This window comes from Hwangdonia lutea (assembly GCF_032814565.1).
GTDB classification, from domain to species: Bacteria; Bacteroidota; Bacteroidia; order Flavobacteriales; family Flavobacteriaceae; genus Hwangdonia; species Hwangdonia lutea.
Genome location: NZ_CP136521.1, coordinates 2,671,966 through 2,694,581 on the forward strand (window position 1 = coordinate 2,671,966; position 22,616 = coordinate 2,694,581).

The window sequence follows — 22,616 nt, forward strand, 5'->3', positions numbered from 1 at the left end:
ACAGTGGATTTTACTTAAATGAAGTTTTGTAGAAAAAAATACATTTTTTTGGTATTTTAAAATCAATGAGAATTATATGCGAACACTTTTCTTACTTACTCTATTTATTTTATTTACGAATTGTGAAAAAGAACAGCCACATAGCTTTAAAGTTATGGCGTGGAATATTTTACACGGCGCCAATGATATTTCCAATGGAAAGGAAAATGCCATAGCGATTATAAAAGAAATTGATCCAGACGTTATATTAATGGTTGAAACTTATGGTTCTGGAAAATATATTGCGGATGCTTTGGGGTATAATTTTCATCTCATTGCACCCAAAGAAACGCCTTTAAACGATAAAGGAACAAACCTGTCCATTTTTTCAAAATACCCTTTTGGGGATCGAATTGATACTGAATACCCTTTTTATTTGGGAGGCCGTGAGATTATTATCAACAATCAAAAGATTCGATTTTTATCCAATTGGTTTCATTATTTGCCATGGAACGATGCGCCGGAAAATATGGGTAAAACCAGCGAGGAACTTCTTGAATGGGAAAAAACAGGAACCCGTTTCAACATGGTTCAAAACGTATTGCCCTATTTAAAAAAGTATGCAAAAGACACCGATGCCGTACCTCTAATTTTTGGTGGCGATATGAATACACCTTCGCATTTAGATTGGGGCGAAAACACCAAAACCATACATAATAATTTGGTCGTGCCATGGCAAACTACCAAAGAACTGGAAAATTTAGGATTAATTGATACTTACCGAAGCTTAAACCCAAACCCATTAACACATCCAGGAATTACGTGGGATTCAGAGGGTGAAGTTGATGAGCATCGAATAGATTACATTTTTTACAAAGGCGAAAAAATAAGACCCATAAAATCTGAAACTTATAATGCCTTTTTTAATAAACCAATCACCGTAAACGGTAGCAAAGTCTTGTATCCTTCAGATCATGGCATTGTAGTTACCACTTTTCAATTCAATTAACCCTATATTAATTATTTGTTTCAGGATAAATAGATAGATAAAAATAGTACCACTTTGGGCTAATAAAGTGTTAGTAAATACCTTTTGCTTCTAGTATCTTTACAAATTAAAAAAAACACCCCGAGTTTTTTATATTTACATTTTATAACGAAATTTAATTTTCAGATTAAATCCTAAGCCATGATTTTAAAAAACACCTTAGTTATTACTGCCCTCTTTTTTACTTTTTCAATACATAGTCAAAGTAAAGATCCAATAACAGATTACAAACATTATATTGAAAACGAACAGGTTATAAGTGAAAATAAACTAGATGCACATGCTTCATTTACATCGTATCCGTCAAGGCAAGATGCTATAAACAGAGCAAATGGATTATGGCAAAGCTTAGATGGTTTATGGAAATTTAAATGGGTTAGAAATCCGAATGATAGACCAACCACTTATATGAACCCTTCGGAAGATGTGTCAAGTTGGGACGATATTAAAGTGCCATCCAATTGGGAAGTAGAAGGCTACGGCATTCCTATTTATGTAAACCACCAATACGAGTTTGCCGATTATAAAGCGCCCATTGCGGATGATATGGAATTTGTCGATAAAATCTATCCTAAATACCCCGGTAAAGTACCGAGTAACTACAATCCTGTAGGCTCTTACCGAAGAGATTTTACAATTGATAATTCATGGGGCGATAAAGAACTCTTTTTGCACATTGGCGCCATGAAATCGGGTGGTTTTGTTTGGTTAAATGGCGAGTATATGGGTTACTCCCAAGGCAGTAAATTACCAGCGGAATTCAATATTACCAAGGCTGCAAAAGTGGGAAATAATACTATTGCCATCCAAATTTTTAGGTGGACAGATGGCAGCTATTTGGAATGTCAGGATTTTTGGAGAATTAGCGGCATAGAGCGCAGTGTGTATGTGTATGCACAGCCAAAAGTAAGGGTTGAGGATTTTGAGGCTGCTGCAACACTTGATAAAGGAAATACAAACGGCTTGCTGGATGTTAGTGTGTCTTTAAAAAATCATTTATCAAAAAATCAAAACGTTCAAGTTGGTTTTCAATTGCTCGACGAAAACCAAAAACAAATTAGCTCAAAAGATTTAAAAGTACTCGTGGGTTCAAATGGTAGAATGGATGTTAATTATAATGCCGTAATACCGCTTGTAAAACCATGGAGTGCAGAGCATCCTAACTTGTACGAGTTCATTATAACAGTTAAGGATAAAAAAGGAGATGTTTTAGAGGTTATCCCAACCAAATTAGGGTTTAGAACGGTTGAAATTAAAAACGGATTGCTATTGGTTAACGGTAAACGCATTACTTTAAAAGGTGTGAACACGCAAGAAACCAACCCTGAAACTGGTCATGTGGTGCCTGAAGAACTCATTATGAAAGACATTAAGCTTTGGAAAGAAAATAACATTAACGCCGTTCGCTTAAGCCATTACCCACAACAACGACGCTTTTACGAACTTTGCGATATTTACGGCATGTATGTGGTTGATGAGGCCAATATTGAATCGCACGGGATGTACTACGGTAAATACTCCTTGGCCAAAAAAGAAAGTTGGGAAAAAGCACACGTAGATCGAATGGTGAGATTGGTGGAACGCGATAAAAACCACCCGTCTGTTATTATTTGGTCTATGGGCAACGAAGCCGGAAACGGCATCAACTTTTTTGCGGGTTACGATGCCATGAAAGCTGCCGATAAACAAAAACGACCGGTACAATACGAGCGTCCGTATAAAGACTACGATGGTAGTTTATACGATATGGATACCAACACAGATATTATCGTGCCACAATACCCAAGTCCTGCAAGATTTGAAGAAATTGGAAAATCGAAAACCGATAGACCATTTATCCCGAGTGAATATGCCCATGCCATGGGAAATAGTACCGGTAATTTTCAAGATTATTGGGATATTATCGAGCTTTACGATAATTTACAAGGTGGATTTATTTGGGATTGGGTGGATCAATCCATTTGGAAAACCAACGAAAAAGGCGAGCGTTTTTATGCCTATGGTGGCGATTATGGCGAAAACATGCCATCGGACAACACCTTTTTAAACAACGGTATAGTATTCCCAGATCGTACACCTCAACCTGGTTTGCATGAAGTTAGAAAGGCGCACGAATTTATCAATTTTAAAAGTAAAGGATTAAATAGACACAACGAATTACGGGTATTAGTTGAAAACTTATACGACTTTACAGATCTTGAAAACTTCAATATTAATGCAACTATTAAAGCCGATGGTAATGTTTTAAAAACCATCGATTTTGAAACCATTAGTATTGAGCCTAATACCGGAAAACTAATCCGTGTAAGTCTTGATGGTATCGATTTTAAGAAAAACACCGAGTATTTTATACACTTGTCCGCTACAACCAAAACCGATTGGAGTCTATTGCCAAAAGGGTTCGAGGTGGCACGCGAGCAAATTCCGTTAAGCAATAAATATGAAAAGGAAACCGTAAATATCCCTTTAACAGCTTCAATTAAAGTTGAGCAAAAAGCAGATGAAATAAATATTTCAAATACTGATTTTAAGGTGGTTTTCAATAAATCAAAAGGACGGATTACTTCATATAACTATAAAGGAAACGAACTATTAAATGATGGTAAAGGTCCTAAACCGAATTTTTGGCGTGGTGTAACCGATAACGATTTTGGTAATAAAATGCACATAAGAAATATTGAATGGAAAAAAGCATCCTTGTTTTCAAAAGTCGAAAAAGTAGCCCTTTCACAATTAAAAAATGGTGAGGTGCAACTATTGGTTACTTATAATTTACCGGGGGTGGAAACCACTTTTGTATCAACTTATACGTTTTACAGCAATGGCGTTGTAAAAATCAACAACACTCTAAACGAAAGCGAATACAGGGGTGATATTCCGCGTGTAGGCATGCGAATGCAAATAAAAAAGGAATACGATAATATGATGTATTTTGGTCGTGGCCCATGGGAAAATTATCAAGACAGAAAAGCCTCGGCGTTTATAGATTTATACGAGTCAAAAGTGTCAGATCAGTACGTCCCGTACATTCGTCCACAAGACAATGGTTATAAAACCGATGTGCGCTGGACGGCCTTTTTAAACAGCAACCAAAGTGGTTTATTGGCGGTTGCAACCAATACGCTTAAAGGTTTGGGCATTAGCGCACTACATATGGAAAATGAGGATTTTGATGCTACCAAAGGTTTAGATTATGGAGGCCAAACAACCGTTGACGATAAATATCAAATTGATGGCATTCCGGAAATCAATACCTCAAAACACACTACTGATATTAAGGAAAAGGATTTGGTGCAATTAAATATCGACTACGACCAACGTGGTGTTGGTGGAGACGATAGCTGGTACTCTAAACCACAAGAGAAGTATCAATTAAAAAGCGACGAAAAACATGTTTACGGCTTTTATTTAATTCCTTTTGAAAACAGCTCAAAAGAAGATTTGATAAAAATGAGTAAAAAGTATGCAGCTAAAAATAATGCATCAGAATAATTATAAAAACAGTATTAAAAACGGTTGATGTACTTTTAGTTTGCAGTGTTTTAATTAATGATGGCTTTCTATTTATAGAGGATAAGTTAGGGTTAAAATGTTAGAAATAAAAAACAGACATTGGTTAATGATAAAGTATCGCAAATTTATGGGTGGAAACGATTTAGTTGTTTGTTGTAAATTACTGAACATGGATAAAGAAATATTAAAAGGTGATGTTTTAGCGCATGATTAAATCTTTAAAAAAAGCAGTATTGAGTATTTTGTTTTTTACTGTTTTTGCAGCTTGTAAATCAGATAAAAAAGAAGTTATTGGAATTTCAGAAAAATCCAATATCATTTTATTTATGATAGATGATATGGGGTGGCAAGATACCTCGGTACCGTTTTGGAAAGAGAAAACAGCGTTTAACAAGCTTTACGAAACGCCAAATATGGAACGGCTTGCCAGCCAAGGCATGAAATTCACACAAGCCTATGCCACCCCTGTTTGTACACCAACCCGAGTGAGTTTAATTTCTGGAATGAACGCAGCTAGACATCGTGTGACAAACTGGACCTTTAAACGCGACATTTCCATGGTAAAACCACCAAAAGGATTACAAATGCCAGCGTGGAATGTAAATGGTGCACAACCCACAGATACGGTGTCGCGCTCAGTATATATTACACCATTGCCGCAGATTTTAAAGGATAATGGTTATGAAACCATTCACGTCGGGAAAGCGCATTTCGGAGCCATTGGTACTCCTAGTGCAAACCCAATAACCTTGGGATTTAATGTTAATATCGGTGGTCATGCTGCGGGTCAACCTGGAAGCTATTACGGTAACGACGATTTTAAAAACCTAAATAGCAACACCACCATTTGGGATGTGCCTGGACTTGAAAAATACCACGGAAAAGATATTTTTTTAACCGAAGCTTTAACGCGTGAGTCTATTTTGGCAATGGACAAGGCGATTGAAAACAACAAGCCTTTTTATCTTTACATGTCGCAATATGCGGTACATACGCCCATTCAAGGCGACCCGAGATTCGAGCAAAAATACATCGGCAAAGGGTTGCACCCTATCGAGGCTAGATATGCTTCGTTAATAGAAGGCATGGATAAAAGCTTGGGCGATATCATGAATCATTTAGAAGAAAAAGGCATTTCTGACAATACCATTATTTTGTTCATGTCGGATAACGGTGGATTAAGTGCCGTCGCCCGCGGTGGTAAAAAACATACACACAATAAGCCTTTATCGAGCGGAAAAGGGTCTGTGCACGAAGGTGGTATCCGAGAACCTATGCTTGTAAAGTGGCCGGGAGTAACCAAAGCCAACTCTAAAACTGATGACTTTGTTATTATCGAAGATTTCTTCCCAACCATCATTGAACTCGCTGGAATTGATGATTATAAAACCGTTCAAACTACCGATGGAATAAGTTTTACCGCTACTTTAAAAGGTGAAAAACAAGATAATAATAACAGGACGTTGTTTTGGCATTATCCAAACAATTGGGGGCCAACCGGACCCGGAATTGGCGCCACAAGTACCATAAGACAAGGCGATTGGAAATTAATTTATTACCATTTAGATAGCCGTTTTGAGCTATTTAATATCGCGGAAGATATTGGGGAAACTTCTAATTTAGCAACTAAAGAAACCGAAAAACTCAAAGCATTGGCAACCGATTTGAGTCATTATTTGCGAAGTGTAAATGCCCAAATGCCAACAAACACAAACACCAATCAAATAGTGCCTTGGCCGGATAACGAAGCCGTGTTAAAAGCTTATTTTTAAAATTATTATAATGAATCGTATTTTACTCTTATTAAGTATTTGTTTAATCACTTTTAATTGTCAAAAAAAAGAGGTCTTAGTGGCTCAAACCTATCACGAGCCCAAAGATCCATCTCCTAGTGAAACCGAAAACTGGTCGGCAATTCCAAAAGGATTACAAGCATCCATTACATCGACAAACCATCGTTTTGTAAAAAGTGTCATTCCTAAAATTCAACCTAAAAATACTTGGAGTGGCACCGCTTGGAAAGGCGAGCGTTTATCAGCTCAATTGGTGCTTTGGAGTAACGATTCCGTACATCATGTATTTACTGAAATTTCAGATTTTAAATCCGATTCCGGAGATGTTTTACCATCAAATATGGCACAAATCAGTTTTGTTAAATACGTGATTACCGATGAATTTGCAGAAGGTTGTGGTTATAGAAAACCCGAAGATTTTGATGCGTCTTTAGCTGCCGATGTTTTGGAGCCCATAACTTCCTATAGCATAAAAGCGCAAGAAACCAGGCCCATTTGGATTACTATGGATGTGCCCGCCGATGCAAAAAGCGGAACATATAAAAGCGTTTTTATATTACAAATAGACGGACAAGAGTCTAAAAAATTCGAATTTACTTTAAATGTCATCGACAAAACCTTACCAAAAGCAAATGATTGGAAATTTCATTTAGATTTATGGCAAAACCCGTTTGCTTTGGCGCGTTATCACAATGTCGAATTGTGGTCTCAAGCGCATTGGGACTTGTTAAAACCACTCATGAAACGATTGGCCGATGCGGGACAAAAAGTCATCACGGTGTCTTTAAACAAACGACCTTGGGGTGGACAAACCTTCGACCAATTTGAAGCGATGATTGATTGGAATAAGAAAACCGACGGCACATGGGAATACGATTTTACAATCTTTGATAAATGGGTGCAATTTATGATGGATTTAGGTGTAAAAAAGCAAATTAGTTGCTACTCTATGGTGCCTTGGGGCAATGAGTTTTATTATTTTGATGAAGCCGAAAACAAAGAAGTTAAAATAAAAGCAGAACCCGGTACTAAAGCTTATGAGGATATTTGGGTGCCCTTTTTAAAGGTTTTTAAAACTCATATAGAGGCAAAAGGCTGGAACACCATTACAAGAATTGCCATGGACGAGCGCGGACCAAAAGAAATGAAGGCGATGCTAAAATTACTGAATGAACATGCACCAGAATTTGGAGTTTCATTTGCCGATAATCATAAAAGTTATAAACTCTATCCTAATGAGTTAAAAGATATGTCGGTTGCTTTTGGGCATCCTGTCGATGCGGAAGATTTGGTGAAACGCAGAGCTAAAAATCATATCAGCACGCATTATGTATGCTGTTCGGATGCGTTTCCAAATACCTTTACCTTTTCGCCTCCAGCGGAAGGTGTGTTTATTGGTTGGTACACCATGGCTGCCGATTTTGATGGATTTTTACGTTGGGCCTATAACAGTTGGGTGGAAAACCCGTTGCAAGATTCACGTTTTAGAACATGGCCAGCGGGCGATACATATATTGTGTACCCCGATAATCGTAGTTCAATCCGTTTCGAAACCCTGCGCGATGGTATAGAAGACGCCGAAAAAATTAGAATTCTTAGAGAGGACTTACAGGCTAAAGGCATGCTAGATGAATTGGACCATTTAAATAATGTGGTGGCTCAATTTAATATTACAACAAGTCCCGATAATTTAGAGGAAGTATTGACCGATGCTAAAAACACCTTAAATCTTTTGGCTAAAAGGGTAACGGATTAGATCGAAGTTAATTTTAAACGAATACTGTAAATACCATTAAAATGAAACGATATATTTTAGGAGTTTTTTTTACCACATTGCTTACCGTGGCACATGCGCAAACCAGTATCGATTCGTCGCGCGTGGTGAGAGTGCTAAGCTATAATATTTACCACGGCGAAACGGTAGGCGCTTCAAAACCGTTTGATTTAGATTTATTGGCCAAAATTATAAGCGATACCAAACCCGATTTAGTGGCATTGCAGGAAGTAGATTTTAAAACCAACCGTGTTTTAAAGATGGATTTGGTTACCGAGTTGGGATTACGAACAAAAATGCAAGCTGTTTTTGGAAAAGCCATGGCTTTTGATGGTGGCGAATACGGCGAAGGAGTGTTGTCTAAAAATTCATTTTTAAGCACTAAAAATCATGCGTTGGCAGCAAGAGCAAATAAAGAGCCTCGCACCGCATTGGAAGTGAACGTGCAAATTAAAAGTGGTGACTCCATTAGGTTTGTGGGTACGCATTTAGACCACACCAAAGATGAAACCGATAGAATAAATCAAGCGAATCAAATCAATGCCATTTTTGCTAATAACGATTTGCCCACCATTTTAGCAGGCGATTTAAACGCAACTCCAGAAACTGAAACCATACAGATTTTATATAAGGAATGGACACCATCATTTTTAAATAACACACCAACATATCCGGCGGTAAATCCGAAAATAAAAATAGATTACATCCTTTATCGACCGGCAAATAGGTGGCGCGTAATTGAAACCAAAGTTATTGAAGAAGAAAAAGCATCAGACCACCGACCGGTTTTAAGTGTATTGGAATTAATCGATGGATAAAAAAATAAAGGGCAAAAAATAAGATAATTTCTGCCCTTTAAAAACTACATGAAAAACTCATAATTAAATTTGATTAAATTATGTGACTAACTCAAAATATAATCATAAACTACACACCAAAATTAAGGATATATTAACTTGAAATCTACTAATAATCAAACTACAACCAATACTTTTTTTGCATCAATAGCAATGAGTATTTATGGTTTTTTGAAAATAAAAAGTTGTAAGTTTTAATTATCTTGTAAAAATAGTAGCCATTTAATTCTTTTTAAAAAGTGGGTTTTATGAACAAAAAAAGTAAGATGTCCATGTGGTGATAAATCAAAAGACCGATTGTTTTTGTTGTTTAGCTACGCTACGCTGTTATTAGTCTAAAATACTTAACCACGCCGTTAAAATTGAAGATATTTATTTAATTTATAAAATACATTTACAATGTTAAAAAAATACACCGTTATAATTCTTGTTTTCGTTGCTTTTATTTCTTGTAAAAAAGAAGATAGAAAGCCAGTTCAGAACATATCCAAAAATACCGCTTATGTCGATCCGTTTATTGGCACAGGCGGCCATGGGCATACTTATCCGGGGGCAACGGTGCCTTTTGGGATGTTGCAAGTTACACCAGTTAATGGTATTAGCGCTTGGGATTGGTGCTCGGGCTACCATTATTCCGATTCCATCGCGGTTGGTTTTAGCCATTTAGCGTTAAGCGGAACGGGTATTGGCGATTTGGCCGATATCCTGTTTATGCCCATAAACAAGGAAGTGGATTTGTCGCCAACACCTTTGTCGCGCGATTCTTTAAACTACAAATCTAAATACAGTCATAAAAACGAAAAGGCATCACCGGGTTATTATCAAGTGTTTTTAGAAGACCATAATGTAAACGTAGAGTTAACAACAGCCTTACGAACGGCGTACCATAAATACACGTTCGCTAAAAACGATACACAATCTGTCGTTATCGATTTGGGCTTTGCCATAAATTGGGACAAAGCTGTAAAAACTTCAATTACTGTTGAAGACGAATATACCATTAGCGGGTATAGATTCAGCAAAGGGTGGGCAGCAAACCAAAAAGTGTTTTTTGTGGCTAAGTTTTCAAAACCCATTACACAGCATCATGTGTATACCGATGGAAATCGTGTTGAAACGGCATCTTCCGAAGGCATAAAAACTTCAGCCCAATTATTTTTTGATGCTCAGGATGCATCAGAATTGTTTGCAAAAGTAGCCTTGTCTTCCGTAAGTATTGAAAATGCTAAAGAAAATTTGGAAACAGGTGAATTTGATTTCGATAGAGTTAAAATTGAAGCCGAAGACACTTGGAATGAAGCCCTAACAAAAATTGAAGTAGAAACCCCAATCGATTCCTTAAAAACCATTTTTTACACCGCCATGTACCACGCTCAAGTGGCACCGGTTACTTACAGCGATAAGAACGGCCAATTCAGAAAAGAAAATGATGAAATTGTAACCGCCGATGGATTTACGGCGTATTCCACATTATCACTTTGGGATACGTTTCGAGCAGAACATCCGTTGTTGACCTTGGTGGCAAGCAATAAGGTTTCAGATATTATCAATAGCATGTTGGCATATTACGAAACCAAAAAGATTTTACCCGTTTGGACCCTTTATGCCAATGAAACCAATACGATGACGGGCTATCATTCCATTCCGGTTATCGTTGAAGCTTACCTAAAAGGCATTCGTGGTTTTGATGCCGAAAAAGCTTATGAAGCTATGAAAACGACGATGATGCAAGACGAGCGCGGATTGAATCATTATAAAAAGCACGGTTATATTCCGTATAATTTAATAGACGAATCGGTTACCATTACATTGGAGTATGCTTACGACGATTGGTGTGTGTCGCAAATGGCGAAGGCTTTAGGGAAAAATGATGATTACGAATTTTTCTTGAAGCGCTCAAAAGCCTATCAGCATTTATTTGATAACAAAACAGGATTTATGCGCGGTAAAGCTGAAGATGGCAAATCGTGGAACGAGCCTTTCGATCCCAAGCATTCCAACCACCGCGAACAAACTGATTATACCGAAGGTAACGCGTGGCAACACAGTTGGTTTGTGCCACATGCGGTAGATGATTTAATTACTTTACACGGAGGCAACGGTACTTTTACAAACCGATTAGAACAACTGTTCACGGAAAGTTCTGAAATCACCGGCGATAATATTTCGGCAGACATTACAGGGCTTATCGGCCAATACGCCCATGGCAACGAGCCGAGTCATCACATTGCTTACATGTTTAATCATGCCAATCAGCCTTGGCGCGCTCAATATTGGGCACGCCATATCATGGATACGCAATACAACACCACACCCAATGGATTGAGCGGTAATGAGGATTGCGGACAAATGAGTGCTTGGTATGCTTTGAGTTCCATTGGATTATATCCTATGAATCCCGCTTCCGCGGAATACGAAATTGGAAGTCCTATTTTCGAGAAAGCAACCATTAATCTTTCCGAAGGAAAATCCTTTGTAATTGAAGCCCAAAACGTTTCAGATAAGAATATATACATCCAATCGGCCACCTTAAATGGCACAGATTTTAACCAAACTTCTATTTCGCATAGCCAAATTTTGGAAGGAGGTACCTTGAAATTTGTAATGGGAAGCGAGCCGAATAAAAATTGGGGAACAGCCGATAATTAAAAACTAACCAACTAACAACCAACCGCAAATGGATATCATTGATGTATCAATAATTGTAATCTACATTATATTAACATTAGGTGTAGGGATTTGGATTTCTAAAAAGGCTTCAAAAGGATTAGATTCTTATTTTTTGGGCGGAAATAGTATCAAATGGTATTATTTGGGATTGAGTAATGGCTCGGGAATGTTCGATGTTTCTGGAACGGCGTGGATGGTTGGTATCCTGTTTTTGTACGGTGCTAAAAGCTTTATGTTTATGTGGATTTGGCCAATTTGGAACCAAATTTTTATAATGATTTTTCTTGCTGCTTGGATCCGTCGCTCGAATATCATGACCGGCTCCGAATGGATTTTAACTCGATTTGGCGATGATAAAGCGGGTAGGGCATCGCACCTTATAGTAGCCATTTTTGCCATTGTGGCATCCATTGGTTTTATCGCTTATTTTTTTGAAGGTGTTGGTAAATTTATGACCATTATTTTGCCCTGGGATTTAACTTTAAGTATGGGCCATAGTACCCTGTTATTGTCTGAACAAAGCTATGCATTGATTATTATTTTTCTAACCACGATTTACACCATAAAAGGAGGTATGTTTTCGGTGGTAGCCACAGAGGTTTTGCAATACGGCATTATGGTTTTAGCTGGTATTTTGGTTGCTGTTTACGCTTTTGTAACTATAAGTGACGCACAAATTACAGCCATTATTCCGGACGAATGGACTTCACTGGCATTTGGAATGCAACTTGAAGGTTTTTGGGATGGAAAGTTACAGGCTTTTAACGATTTAATAGACTCCCAAGGTTACAAAATGTTTGGGGCATTTATTGGCATGTCTTTGTTTAAAGGCATTTTTGCAAGTATCGCTGGCCCAACTCCAAGCTACGATATGCAACGTATTTTGTCAACGCGCTCGGTTAAAGAAGCAGCTTATATGAGCGGTTTTACCAATTTAGTGTTGTTTATTCCGCGCTATTTATTAATTGGAGGCATTGTGGTTATTGGGTTGGTTTTTTTAACCCCAGAATTGGGCGCATTACAAAGTATTGGATCCAACGATCTGGAAATTATTCTTCCAAAAGTGATTAATTTTCATGTGCCTGTGGGGGTAAAAGGCTTGTTGCTAGCCGGACTTTTGGCAGCGTTTATGTCTACATTTTCAGCATTTGTAAATTCTGGTCCTGCCTATATTGTAAACGATATTTATAAAAAATACTTTAAACCCGAAGCCACGCCAAAGCATTATATAAAGGCCAGTCATTTAGCATCGTTTGCCTTGGTAACTGTTGGTGTTATTATGGGGTTTTTTGCAGACTCCATAAACTCATTAACCTTATGGATTACGAGTGCGCTTTTTGGCGGTTATGTAGCTGCAAATTTTTTAAAATGGATTTGGTGGCGCTTTAACGGATGGGGCTATTTTTGGGGCATGTTAGCAGGTTTAATTATTGCAACCCTTCAGTTTTTACTCGACCAGAACAAAGCAAATTTTGAAGTTGGTACATTGCTTCATGACTTAGCACAAATACCAGCTATCTATATATTCCCTATCATATTTTTTGTATCCCTTTTAGGGTCGTTTTTAGGCACGTGGTTAACGCCAGCAACCAATATGGAAATCTTAAAAAGTTTTTATAGTAACGTAAGGCCGTGGGGTTGGTGGAATCCTGTATATAAAGTACTTAAAAACGAGGACGAAACATTCACAAAAAACAATGGTTTTATAAGCGATATGATTAATTGTGTTATTGGTGTTGTTTGGCAATCTAGCATGATTTTATTGCCTATTTATTTTATGGTAAGAGATTACCCAAAAACGTTGTGGGCTTTGTTGGTTTTTGCAATCACCTCCGTAATATTAAAATTCACTTGGCTAGATAAAGTAAAAAAATATAAGAATTAAATTTAGGGGTTGTATTTTTGTTATATTAATTCGAGACATTCGAATGAGCTTGAAATAAATTATAAAAAAGAACTCTCTCAAATAAAAAACAAAGTAATGCAAAATAGACCTTTTCCTTGGCAGGATAAACCTGAAAGTTGTCAAGATGTTATATGGCGTCATAGCGAAAACCCTATAATAAACCGATATGATATTCCAACCTCAAACAGTATATTTAATAGTGCCGTAGTGCCTTTTGAAGATGGATATGCTGGTGTTTTTAGATGCGACAATAAAGCGGTGCAAATGAATATTTTTGCTGGTTTTAGTAAAAACGGTATCGATTGGGAAATCAATCACGAACCCATAAAAATGCAAGCGGGAAATACCGATATGATTGAATCGGATTATAAATACGACCCACGGGTGGTGTTTATTGAAGATCGTTATTGGATTACTTGGTGCAATGGCTACCACGGGCCCACTATTGGTATAGGTTATACCCTCGATTTTAAGGAGTTTTTTCAGTGTGAAAATGCCTTTTTGCCATTTAACAGAAACGGTGTGTTGTTTCCTCAAAAAATCAATGGAAAATACGCGATGTTAAGTCGCCCAAGCGATAATGGGCACACACCTTTTGGCGATATTTACATCAGTTATAGTCCCGACATGAAATACTGGGGCGAACACCGCTGCGTGATGAAGGCAACCGCCTTTGAAGATAGCGCGTGGCAATGCACCAAAATAGGTGCAGGCCCCATTCCAATTTTAACAAAAGAAGGTTGGTTAATGATATATCATGGGGTTATTACAACCTGCAACGGATTTCGCTATGCCATGGGTGCAGCGCTATTGGATGAAAACCAACCCGATCAAGTAAAATACAGAACCCAACCTTACTTATTAGGACCGGCAGCGCCATACGAATTGATGGGCGATGTGCCCAACGTGGTATTTCCGTGTGCCGCTTTGCATGACGAAAAAGAGGATAAATTAGCCATTTATTACGGTGCAGCCGATACCGCAGTAGGTTTGGCCTATGGGAAATTAAGCGAAGTCATTCAGTTTACAAAAGATAATAGTTTGTAGAAGATAGTGCTTGAAGTATTTAAAGTTAAAAGTGACTAAAGTTTTTAAGATGAATACCAAATGTAAGTTTTTAAGTGTGTTTTTTTTCGGTGTGACTTTATTGGGTCATGCCCAATCAAAAATAGAGATTGTACCGAAAACCTATATTGCTCATAAAATTTCGGAACCGCTAACCATTGATGGAAAAGCTGATGAAACCGTTTGGGGAAAAGCAAAATGGACTCACAATTTTACTGATATTGAAGGCGATAAAACCCCAAAATACCAAACCAATGTAAAAATGCTTTGGGACGAAAATTACTATTACATTTTGGTCGAAATGAAAGAGCCTCACGTTTGGGGTGATATTACCGAACGCGATGCCATTGTTTTTTTTAACAACGATTTTGAAGTGTTTATAGATACCAACGGCGATACACACAATTATTACGAATTAGAAATCAATGCGCTCAACACGGTTTGGGATTTGTTTATTAACAAACCGTACCGCGAATCCAATAACGTAGCGTTAAACGATTGGAATTATACCGGTTTAAAATCGGCTGTGACGGTTGATGGCACACTAAACAACCCAACCGATATCGATAAAAGCTGGACGCTTGAAATCGCCATTCCGTTTAAGGATTTACGTACCGCTTACCATCAAGATAATGTGCCAAGAGACCAGTTTTATCGGGTAAACTTTTCTCGAGTGAATTGGGACCACGACATTATAAATGGCAAATATGCTCGAAAAAAAGATGAAAACGGAAAATTTTTGCCTGAGTACAATTGGGTGTGGACGCCAACCGGTGTAATTAATATGCATCTGCCGGAAACTTGGGGTTATGTGTATTTTTCTTCGGAAGAAGTTGGTAACGATGTCATTTTTGAAATTCCGAAAGATGAAAACATCAAGTGGAAATTATACGAGCTTTTTCGGGCTAATAAAGCGTATATTAAAGCCAATAAAGTATCGGCAGCATCAATCAATGATTTAAAAATGCCTAAAATTATTGTCGATGGCCATGAAATAAAACCAACTATTGAAAACCACAGCTTTGGATGGACGATATCAGCGAAAAGCCCATTTTCAAACAAGGTGTTAATTGTTAAAGAGGACGGATATTTTTTTAAACAATAAAAAAATGAAACAGATAGCATACATCGTATTAGTTACACTTTTCTTTACGTGCTCAAACGGCACTGAAAAAAAATCAGTTTCAAAAGAGGTTGAATCAACCGAAAAAAAATCAAATAAGGATTATAAAATAATAGGCTACGCTGCGGGTTACGAAGATTACGATTTTTCAAAAATCGATGCCACAAAACTCACGCACATCAATTTCGCCTTTGCCAATATCGTAGACGGCAAAGCCGCATTCGAGCTGGAAACCGATGCCGCAAAAATTGCCACTTTAATGGGGCTTAAAAAACAAAACCCAGATTTAAAAGTGCTGTATTCCGTTGGTGGTTGGGTGTGGTCCGATCAATTTTCAACCATGGCCGCTTTTGAATCTTCAAGACAAAAGTTTGCCCAAAGTTGTGTCGATTTACTAAAAAAACACGGTTTTGATGGTGTGGATTTAGATTGGGAATATCCTGGGCAACGTGCTGAGGATAATATTTTCCGTCCTTCAGATAAAGATAATTTCACGTTATTAATAAAAACCATCCGCGAAGCTTTGGATGTTCAAGGTAAAAAAGACAGCAATCATTATTTGTTAACCATTGCCACTGGCGCAGACCAAGCCTATATTGATAATACTGATTTAGGTGAAGCCCATAAACACCTCGATTTTATAAACATTATGTGTTACGATTATTTTAATGGGTGGATGCACCAAACGGGACATCATGCGAATTTGCACCCATCGGATAAAGATAAATACGATGTGAACAGTGGTGTGCAAGCTGTTGAAAGACATATTGAAGCCGGTGTGCCCACCGATAAATTGGTTATGGGCATTCCGTTTTACGGTCGTCAATGGGGCAAAGTAAGTTCTGTAAAAGACGGTTTGTACGAGCCTGCCAATGAAGGCGGCATCATTGTAGCCTATTGGGATATTGTAGAAAAAATAAAATCAGGTAACTACAAGACATTATACGACGAATCTGCAAAAGCATCCTATTTATGGAATGCTAAAGACAGTATTTTTATTTCATACGATACTCCTAAAGACATCAAATTAAAAACCGATTATATCAAAGTAAAAGGCTTGGGCGGCGCCATGTTTTGGGAATATAGTTTGGATAAAGACCAAGAGTTGCTAAACACGCTCTATAAAAATTTGAAATAAGCGTATCTTTAAAAAACAAAAACTTCATCAAATGAAAACATTACGATTGTCTTTAATTTTTGCAATACTATTCAATGTTGTTGCTTGTAATCAAAACGAAAAAAAACATAACGAGTTAGCTGATGCCACCAATGATCAAGCTTCAAATACATCAAATGACTCTGCATTCGAATTTGGGACTTGGATTACTTCAAACAAAAACAAATCCAACGCCGATTATGCCAAGGAATTTAAACGATACAAAGCGGGTGGTATTGACGAGCTATTAATAAATACAGGCACGGACCCCAAAGAATTAGAGCGTTTGGTGCCCATTGCAAAAGCTGAAGGTTTAAAAGTACACGCGTGGATTATGGCCGTAAACAGACCCGGTGATACCGTGGCGTTAAAGCACCCGGAATGGTACCAAGTGAGTCGCGATGGTAAATCCTGCCACGATACGCGCCCGTATGTGGGCTATTACCAATGGTTGTGTCCTACACGCGAGGAGTCCCGCAACCATATTTTAGGTTTGGTTGAAGGATTGGCTAAAGTTGAAGGAATTGCCAGCGTGCATTTAGATTATATTCGTTTTCCGGACATTTTTCTGCCCATCGGATTGTTGCCAAAATACAACCTCGTTCAAGATGAAGAGCTTCCGGAATACGATTTTTGCTATTGCGATGTTTGTGTGAACGAGTTTGAAAAAATCCATCATAAAAACCCCAGAGAGAGCAAAAATACGGCTATTGATATGGAGTGGAAAAACTTCAGATTAAATGCCATTCGCGCTTTGGTTAACGATGCATATAAAATTGTACACGGCAACAACAAATTACTAACGGCGGCGGTATTTCCGTACCCCGAAATGGCCGACCATATGGTGCGCCAACGTTGGGACAAGTGGGATATCGATGAGGTTTACCCCATGATTTACCACGGGTTTTACAACGAAGAAATCGATTGGATTGGCTACGCTACCAAACAAGGGGTTACCGATGTAAGAGATGAAGGCATCGTAATAAACACGGGTATTTATATGCCCGATTTTAAATCGGTTGACGAGTTAAAACAAGCGATAATGTATGCCAAAAACAATGGCGCCAAAGGCGTTACCTTTTTTGATGGCCCAACCTTAACCGATGAATATTTGAATACCATAAAAGAAACCAAAGCTTTAATTCATAAATAATCATGTTTAAAAAAAGTTTCGTTTTAATCGCTATAGGTATCCTCTTTTTTAACTGTGCCAAAGATAAAAATGAAGCCACTAAACCTAAGTCATTAACCCATTACGTTAATCCGTTTATAGGTACCGATGGCCCGGGTAACACCTATCCTGGAGCAACCGTGCCTTTCGGGATGGTGCAGTTAAGTCCCGATATTGGCATTCCGGGTTGGGATCGCATTGCGGGTTATTTTTACCAAGATTCCATAATTTCTGGGTTTTCGCACATGCATTTAACGGGCACGGGCGCGGGCGATTTATACGATATTTTGGTGATGCCAACCAATAGCAGATTCAGTAAACGCATCAAAGCCAACAATTTTAAACCGTTTTCGAGTTTTTCGCACGATAAAGAAGCAGCTTCTCCGGGATATTATTCCGTAGATTTGTTGGATTACGGCATTAAGGCCGAAGTTACTGCAACCCAACGCACTGGCATCCATAAATACACGTTTCCAAAAGATAGCCTGTCGCAAATCCATATCGATTTGGGTTATGCGCTTAATTGGGATGCGCCAACCGACACCTATATTAAAGTGGTCAATAATACCACCATTGAAGGCTACCGAAAATCAACAGGTTGGGCAAAAGACCAACGCGTGTATTTTCAAATGGAATTTTCAAAACCTTTCAAGTCGTATCAATTGTATCAAAATGATACGCTAGTGAATCCCAATTATCGAGATTCCACGACAGCGAAAAACACCAAAATCATTTTAAATTATAATACCGATGAAGACGAAGAAATCATATTAAAAACAGGACTTTCAACAGGAAATATAAAAGGAGCAAAACTATCTTTGGAAAAAGAAGCACCGCATTTTGATTTTGAAAATTATAGAAAACAAGCCGATAGCATTTGGGAAAATCAATTGCAAAAAATAAGGATTGAAACCAAAAACGACACCCAAAAGCATATCTTTTATACCATGCTTTACCAAAGCATGTTGGCCCCCACGCTTTTAAGCGATCACAACGGGAATTACAAAGGCGCCAACGATAAGATGATGCATGCCGAAGGCTACGAGAGGTACGATACCTTTTCACTTTGGGATACATACCGAGCTGCACATCCGCTGTATACCATAATGCATCCAGGACGGGTGGGCGATATGATTCAATCGTTATTGGCGCATTATAATGAAACGGGCTTGTTACCCGTGTGGTCTATGCAGGGTAACGAAACCAATATGATGATTGGCTACCACGCCATCCCAGTCATTGTCGATGCTTATTTTAAAGGTATTTCTATGGATGCTGAATTAGCTTTTGAAGCCTGTAAAACGAGTGCGATGGATGATGGGAGACAAATTGATGTGTACAAGAAATTGGGTTTCATACCTATTGATGAAGCGCACGAAAACTGGTCGGTTTCTAAAACTTTGGAATATGCTTACGGCGATTGGTGTGTGGCACAATTTGCAAAGGCTTTAAATAAAACCGAGGATTACGAGTACTTTTTAAAACGCTCTGAAAATTGGAAAAATATGTACGATGCTAAAAGTAGTTTTATGCGTCCAAAACTTGAAGACGGTACCTTTATAAAAGATTTTGGGCCTAAAGACTATTCGCCGTATTTCTGCGAAAGCAATGCGTGGCACTACTTTTGGTCGGTGCAGCACGATGTAAACGGACTCATCGAAACTGTGGGTGGCAACGAGCGATTTGAGCAAAAGTTAGATTCCATGTTTTCTTTCAATCCGTTGCCGACCGATAAACTGCCCATTTTCAGTACGGGCATGATCGGGCAATATGCGCACGGTAACGAGCCCAGTCACCACGTGGCCTATTTGTACAACTACATCGATAAACCGTGGAAAACCCAAAAAAGGGTACGCGAAATTTTGGAGACCCAATATAAAAATGAACCCAATGGCCACTGTGGTAATGAGGATTGCGGGCAAATGTCGTCGTGGTATATTTTTAGTAGTTTAGGCTTTTACCCCGTAAATCCAGCCGAGGGTTTATATCAATTTGGTTCGCCGCTTTTTGATAAAGCCACCATCAATTTGGAAAACGGAAAACAATTTAAAATTGAAACCATTAACAATTCCGAAGCCAATAAATACATTGAATCCATAATGTTAAACGGCAAGGAAATCAACAGAAATTACATAGCACATAAAGAGATAATAAACGGCGGAACGTTGGTTTTTACAATGAACAATACGCCCAATAAGCATTAATAAATATTTAGACTGATGAAATTAAAAGTAGTATTAGTATTCGCATTAAGTGTGATTTTTTTTGGATGTAACACTAAAGAAACCAAGGTGTTTGCCGAAAGTGATATTCACGTGATTCCAAAACCTGAAAACCTAAAATTAAAAGAAGGCAATTTTCAGTTTAACCAAAATACGGTGTTTTATGTTGCCGACGACGCACAATCTGCCGCGGCACAAATTTTAATCGACAGATTTAAAGTAGCCCAAGGGTGGGATTTGAAAACGGTTGACACAGAGCCAAAATCGAATTACATTCAATTTAAAACCTCAGAAAACATTGAAGAGGAAGGCTATAAATTAATGGTTGACAATGATGTAATAACCATTGAATCCAACGATTTTAATGGGTTTTTATACGGTATCCAAACCCTAAGGCAATTACTGCCACCAGCTATTGAATCGCAAACCAAAATTGCCGATACGCATTGGGTAATTCCTAATGTTGAAATAGCCGATAAGCCACGTTTTGAATGGCGTGGGTTAATGATGGATGTCTCGCGTCATTTCTTTCAGAAAGAATACATTAAAAAAACGATTGACCGATTGGCATATCATAAAATGAACACCTTTCATTTTCATTTAATCGATGACCAAGGTTGGCGTATCGAAATAAAAAAATACCCAAAACTTACCGAAGTTGGTGCTTGGAGAGTAGACCAAGAAGATAAACCATGGGATGGTCGTTATACCCCAGAATTAGATGAAAAAGCAACTTACGGTGGTTTTTACACTCAAGAGGATATTAAAGAAATTGTGGCTTACGCCGAAAGTCGTGGCGTAACCGTTGTGCCTGAAATTGAAATGCCAGCACACGTTACCAGTGCCATTGCATCGTACCCGGAGCTGTCGTGTTTAGAAAAACCTGTACCTGTGCCATCGGGTGGTTTATGGCCAATAACCGATATTTATTGTGCTGGTAAAGATTCTACTTTCGAGTTTTTAGAAGATGTTTTAACTGAGGTTATGGCATTGTTTCCTTCAAAATACATTCACGTTGGTGGAGACGAAGCCACAAAAACCAATTGGGAAAAATGTCCGCATTGCAAAAAACGCATGAAAGATGAACAGCTTAAATCTGTTGAAGAATTACAGAGTTATTTCATAAAACGCATGGAACGTTTTATAAGTTCAAAAGGACGTGTGCTTATTGGTTGGGACGAAATTCTGGAAGGTGGTTTAGCACCCGGAGCTGCAGTAATGAGTTGGCGTGGTGTTAAAGGCGGATTGGAAGCCTCGGAACAAGGACACGATGTAGTCATGACACCGGGAACTCATTGTTATTTCGACCATTACCAAGGCCCTATGGATACCGAACCTTTGGCTTGGGGCGGTCACACTCCTGTAAGCAAAGTGTATCAATTTGACCCTATTGTCGATAGCATGAGCGAAGAACAAGCTAAACATGTTTTGGGTGGTCAAGCTAACTTGTGGGCAGAACATATTACCACCGAATCGCATTCAGAATACATGATTTTTCCAAGGTAAGCAGCCCTGTCAGAAGCTGTTTGGAGCCCAAAAGCCAGTCGCGATTGGGTAGATTTTTCGTCACGCATGGAAAACCTTTTTGAGCGTTACGAACTTCAGGGCATCAATTACGCTAAAAGTGCTTATACAATAACTTCTGATGCGCAAGTTGACGAAGCCACAAACACGATTACCGTATCGTTGGAAAATGAGTTTCCTGTGGCCGATATTCGTTATGCTTTAAACGATGCACCTTTAGATGAAACCGCAACACCATATACGAAGCCTATCGAAATTAATTCAACTACAACCATAAAAGCATCGCTTTACGAAGATGATAAACCGGTTGGAAAAGTATTTGAAAAAACCTTTAACTACCATAAAGCGGTTGGTAAAAAAGTGATTTACAACAATATGTACAGCGATAGTTACCAAGGAAAAGGCGCTGGAAATATGGTGAATATTGTTCGTGGTACTAAAAATTTCCATGATGGCCAATGGCAGGCGTGGATAGCAAAGGACATGGAATTAACCATAGATTTGGAAGAAGAAACCGAAATTTCCAATGTATCTGTTGGAACGATGGAAAGCCAAGGTCCGAGTATTTATTTCCCAACGGAAGTTGAGGTATTGGTATCTAACGACGGAAAATCATTTACAAGTGTTGGAAAAATAGACCGACCTTATAAAAACAACCCAGGAATAACACTTAAGGATTTTAGCATAGATTTTGACACCCAAAAAGTGCGATTTGTAAAAGTTAAAGCAAAAAGATATAACAGAACCGACCGAAAAGGTGGCGTATGGATTTTTGTTGACGAAATCATTGTGCGTTAAATCCATCTGTCAAGCTA

Annotated in this window: 14 protein-coding genes; all 14 read left to right on the forward strand. The window is 38.3% G+C overall.

Annotated features, from left to right (window positions below):
• The first annotated feature begins 76 nt into the window (after positions 1 to 76).
• The 14 genes from RNZ46_RS11675 to RNZ46_RS11740 all read left to right on the forward strand — a co-directional run bounded on the left by RNZ46_RS11675 (position 77) and on the right by RNZ46_RS11740 (position 22,599).
• On the forward strand, positions 77 to 988 hold the full coding sequence (locus RNZ46_RS11675; protein ID WP_316982374.1) for an endonuclease/exonuclease/phosphatase family protein: 912 nt from the start codon (positions 77 to 79) through the stop codon (positions 986 to 988).
• 180 nt (positions 989 to 1,168) lie between these two features.
• A complete protein-coding gene (locus RNZ46_RS11680; RefSeq protein ID WP_316982375.1) occupies positions 1,169 to 4,519 on the forward strand; it encodes a glycoside hydrolase family 2 TIM barrel-domain containing protein in 3,351 nt (1,116 codons plus the stop codon).
• Between the two features lie 254 nt (positions 4,520 to 4,773).
• The gene (locus tag RNZ46_RS11685; protein ID WP_316982376.1) at positions 4,774 to 6,312 is read left to right on the forward strand and encodes a sulfatase; all 1,539 of its coding nucleotides are present in this window, start codon (positions 4,774 to 4,776) and stop codon (positions 6,310 to 6,312) included.
• Positions 6,313 to 6,322: 10 nt separating this feature from the next.
• Positions 6,323 to 8,089, forward strand: coding sequence for a DUF4091 domain-containing protein (locus tag RNZ46_RS11690; RefSeq protein ID WP_316982377.1), 1,767 nt, complete (start codon positions 6,323 to 6,325; stop codon positions 8,087 to 8,089).
• Between the two features lie 41 nt (positions 8,090 to 8,130).
• Complete coding sequence (locus RNZ46_RS11695; RefSeq protein WP_316982378.1) at positions 8,131 to 8,925, forward strand: endonuclease/exonuclease/phosphatase family protein; 795 nt, start codon at positions 8,131 to 8,133, stop codon at positions 8,923 to 8,925.
• Positions 8,926 to 9,363: 438 nt separating this feature from the next.
• Entirely contained in the window at positions 9,364 to 11,613 is a 2,250-nt protein-coding gene (locus tag RNZ46_RS11700; protein WP_316982379.1) for a GH92 family glycosyl hydrolase, read from the forward strand.
• A 28-nt stretch (positions 11,614 to 11,641) separates the two neighbouring features.
• A complete protein-coding gene (locus RNZ46_RS11705; RefSeq protein WP_316982380.1) occupies positions 11,642 to 13,519 on the forward strand; it encodes a sodium:solute symporter family protein in 1,878 nt (625 codons plus the stop codon).
• Between the two features lie 96 nt (positions 13,520 to 13,615).
• Positions 13,616 to 14,587: a glycoside hydrolase family 130 protein gene (locus RNZ46_RS11710; protein ID WP_316982381.1), complete on the forward strand. Its 972-nt coding sequence runs from the start codon at positions 13,616 to 13,618 to the stop codon at positions 14,585 to 14,587.
• Between the two features lie 49 nt (positions 14,588 to 14,636).
• Positions 14,637 to 15,710 carry a carbohydrate-binding family 9-like protein gene (locus RNZ46_RS11715; protein WP_316982382.1) on the forward strand — a complete coding sequence of 358 codons (1,074 nt, stop codon included), beginning with the start codon at positions 14,637 to 14,639 and terminating at the stop codon, positions 15,708 to 15,710.
• Between the two features lie 4 nt (positions 15,711 to 15,714).
• Complete coding sequence (locus RNZ46_RS11720) at positions 15,715 to 16,866, forward strand: glycoside hydrolase family 18 protein (RefSeq protein WP_316982383.1); 1,152 nt, start codon at positions 15,715 to 15,717, stop codon at positions 16,864 to 16,866.
• Between the two features lie 31 nt (positions 16,867 to 16,897).
• Positions 16,898 to 18,037 carry a putative glycoside hydrolase gene (locus RNZ46_RS11725; protein ID WP_316982384.1) on the forward strand — a complete coding sequence of 380 codons (1,140 nt, stop codon included), beginning with the start codon at positions 16,898 to 16,900 and terminating at the stop codon, positions 18,035 to 18,037.
• A gap of 2 nt (positions 18,038 to 18,039) precedes the next feature.
• Positions 18,040 to 20,259, forward strand: coding sequence for a GH92 family glycosyl hydrolase (locus tag RNZ46_RS11730; RefSeq protein ID WP_316982385.1), 2,220 nt, complete (start codon positions 18,040 to 18,042; stop codon positions 20,257 to 20,259).
• Between the two features lie 15 nt (positions 20,260 to 20,274).
• The gene (locus RNZ46_RS11735) at positions 20,275 to 21,783 is read left to right on the forward strand and encodes a beta-N-acetylhexosaminidase (RefSeq protein WP_316982386.1); all 1,509 of its coding nucleotides are present in this window, start codon (positions 20,275 to 20,277) and stop codon (positions 21,781 to 21,783) included.
• Between the two features lie 66 nt (positions 21,784 to 21,849).
• Positions 21,850 to 22,599, forward strand: a complete 750-nt coding sequence (locus RNZ46_RS11740; RefSeq protein WP_316982387.1) for a discoidin domain-containing protein — start codon at positions 21,850 to 21,852, stop codon at positions 22,597 to 22,599.
• Positions 22,600 to 22,616 lie beyond the last annotated feature (17 nt).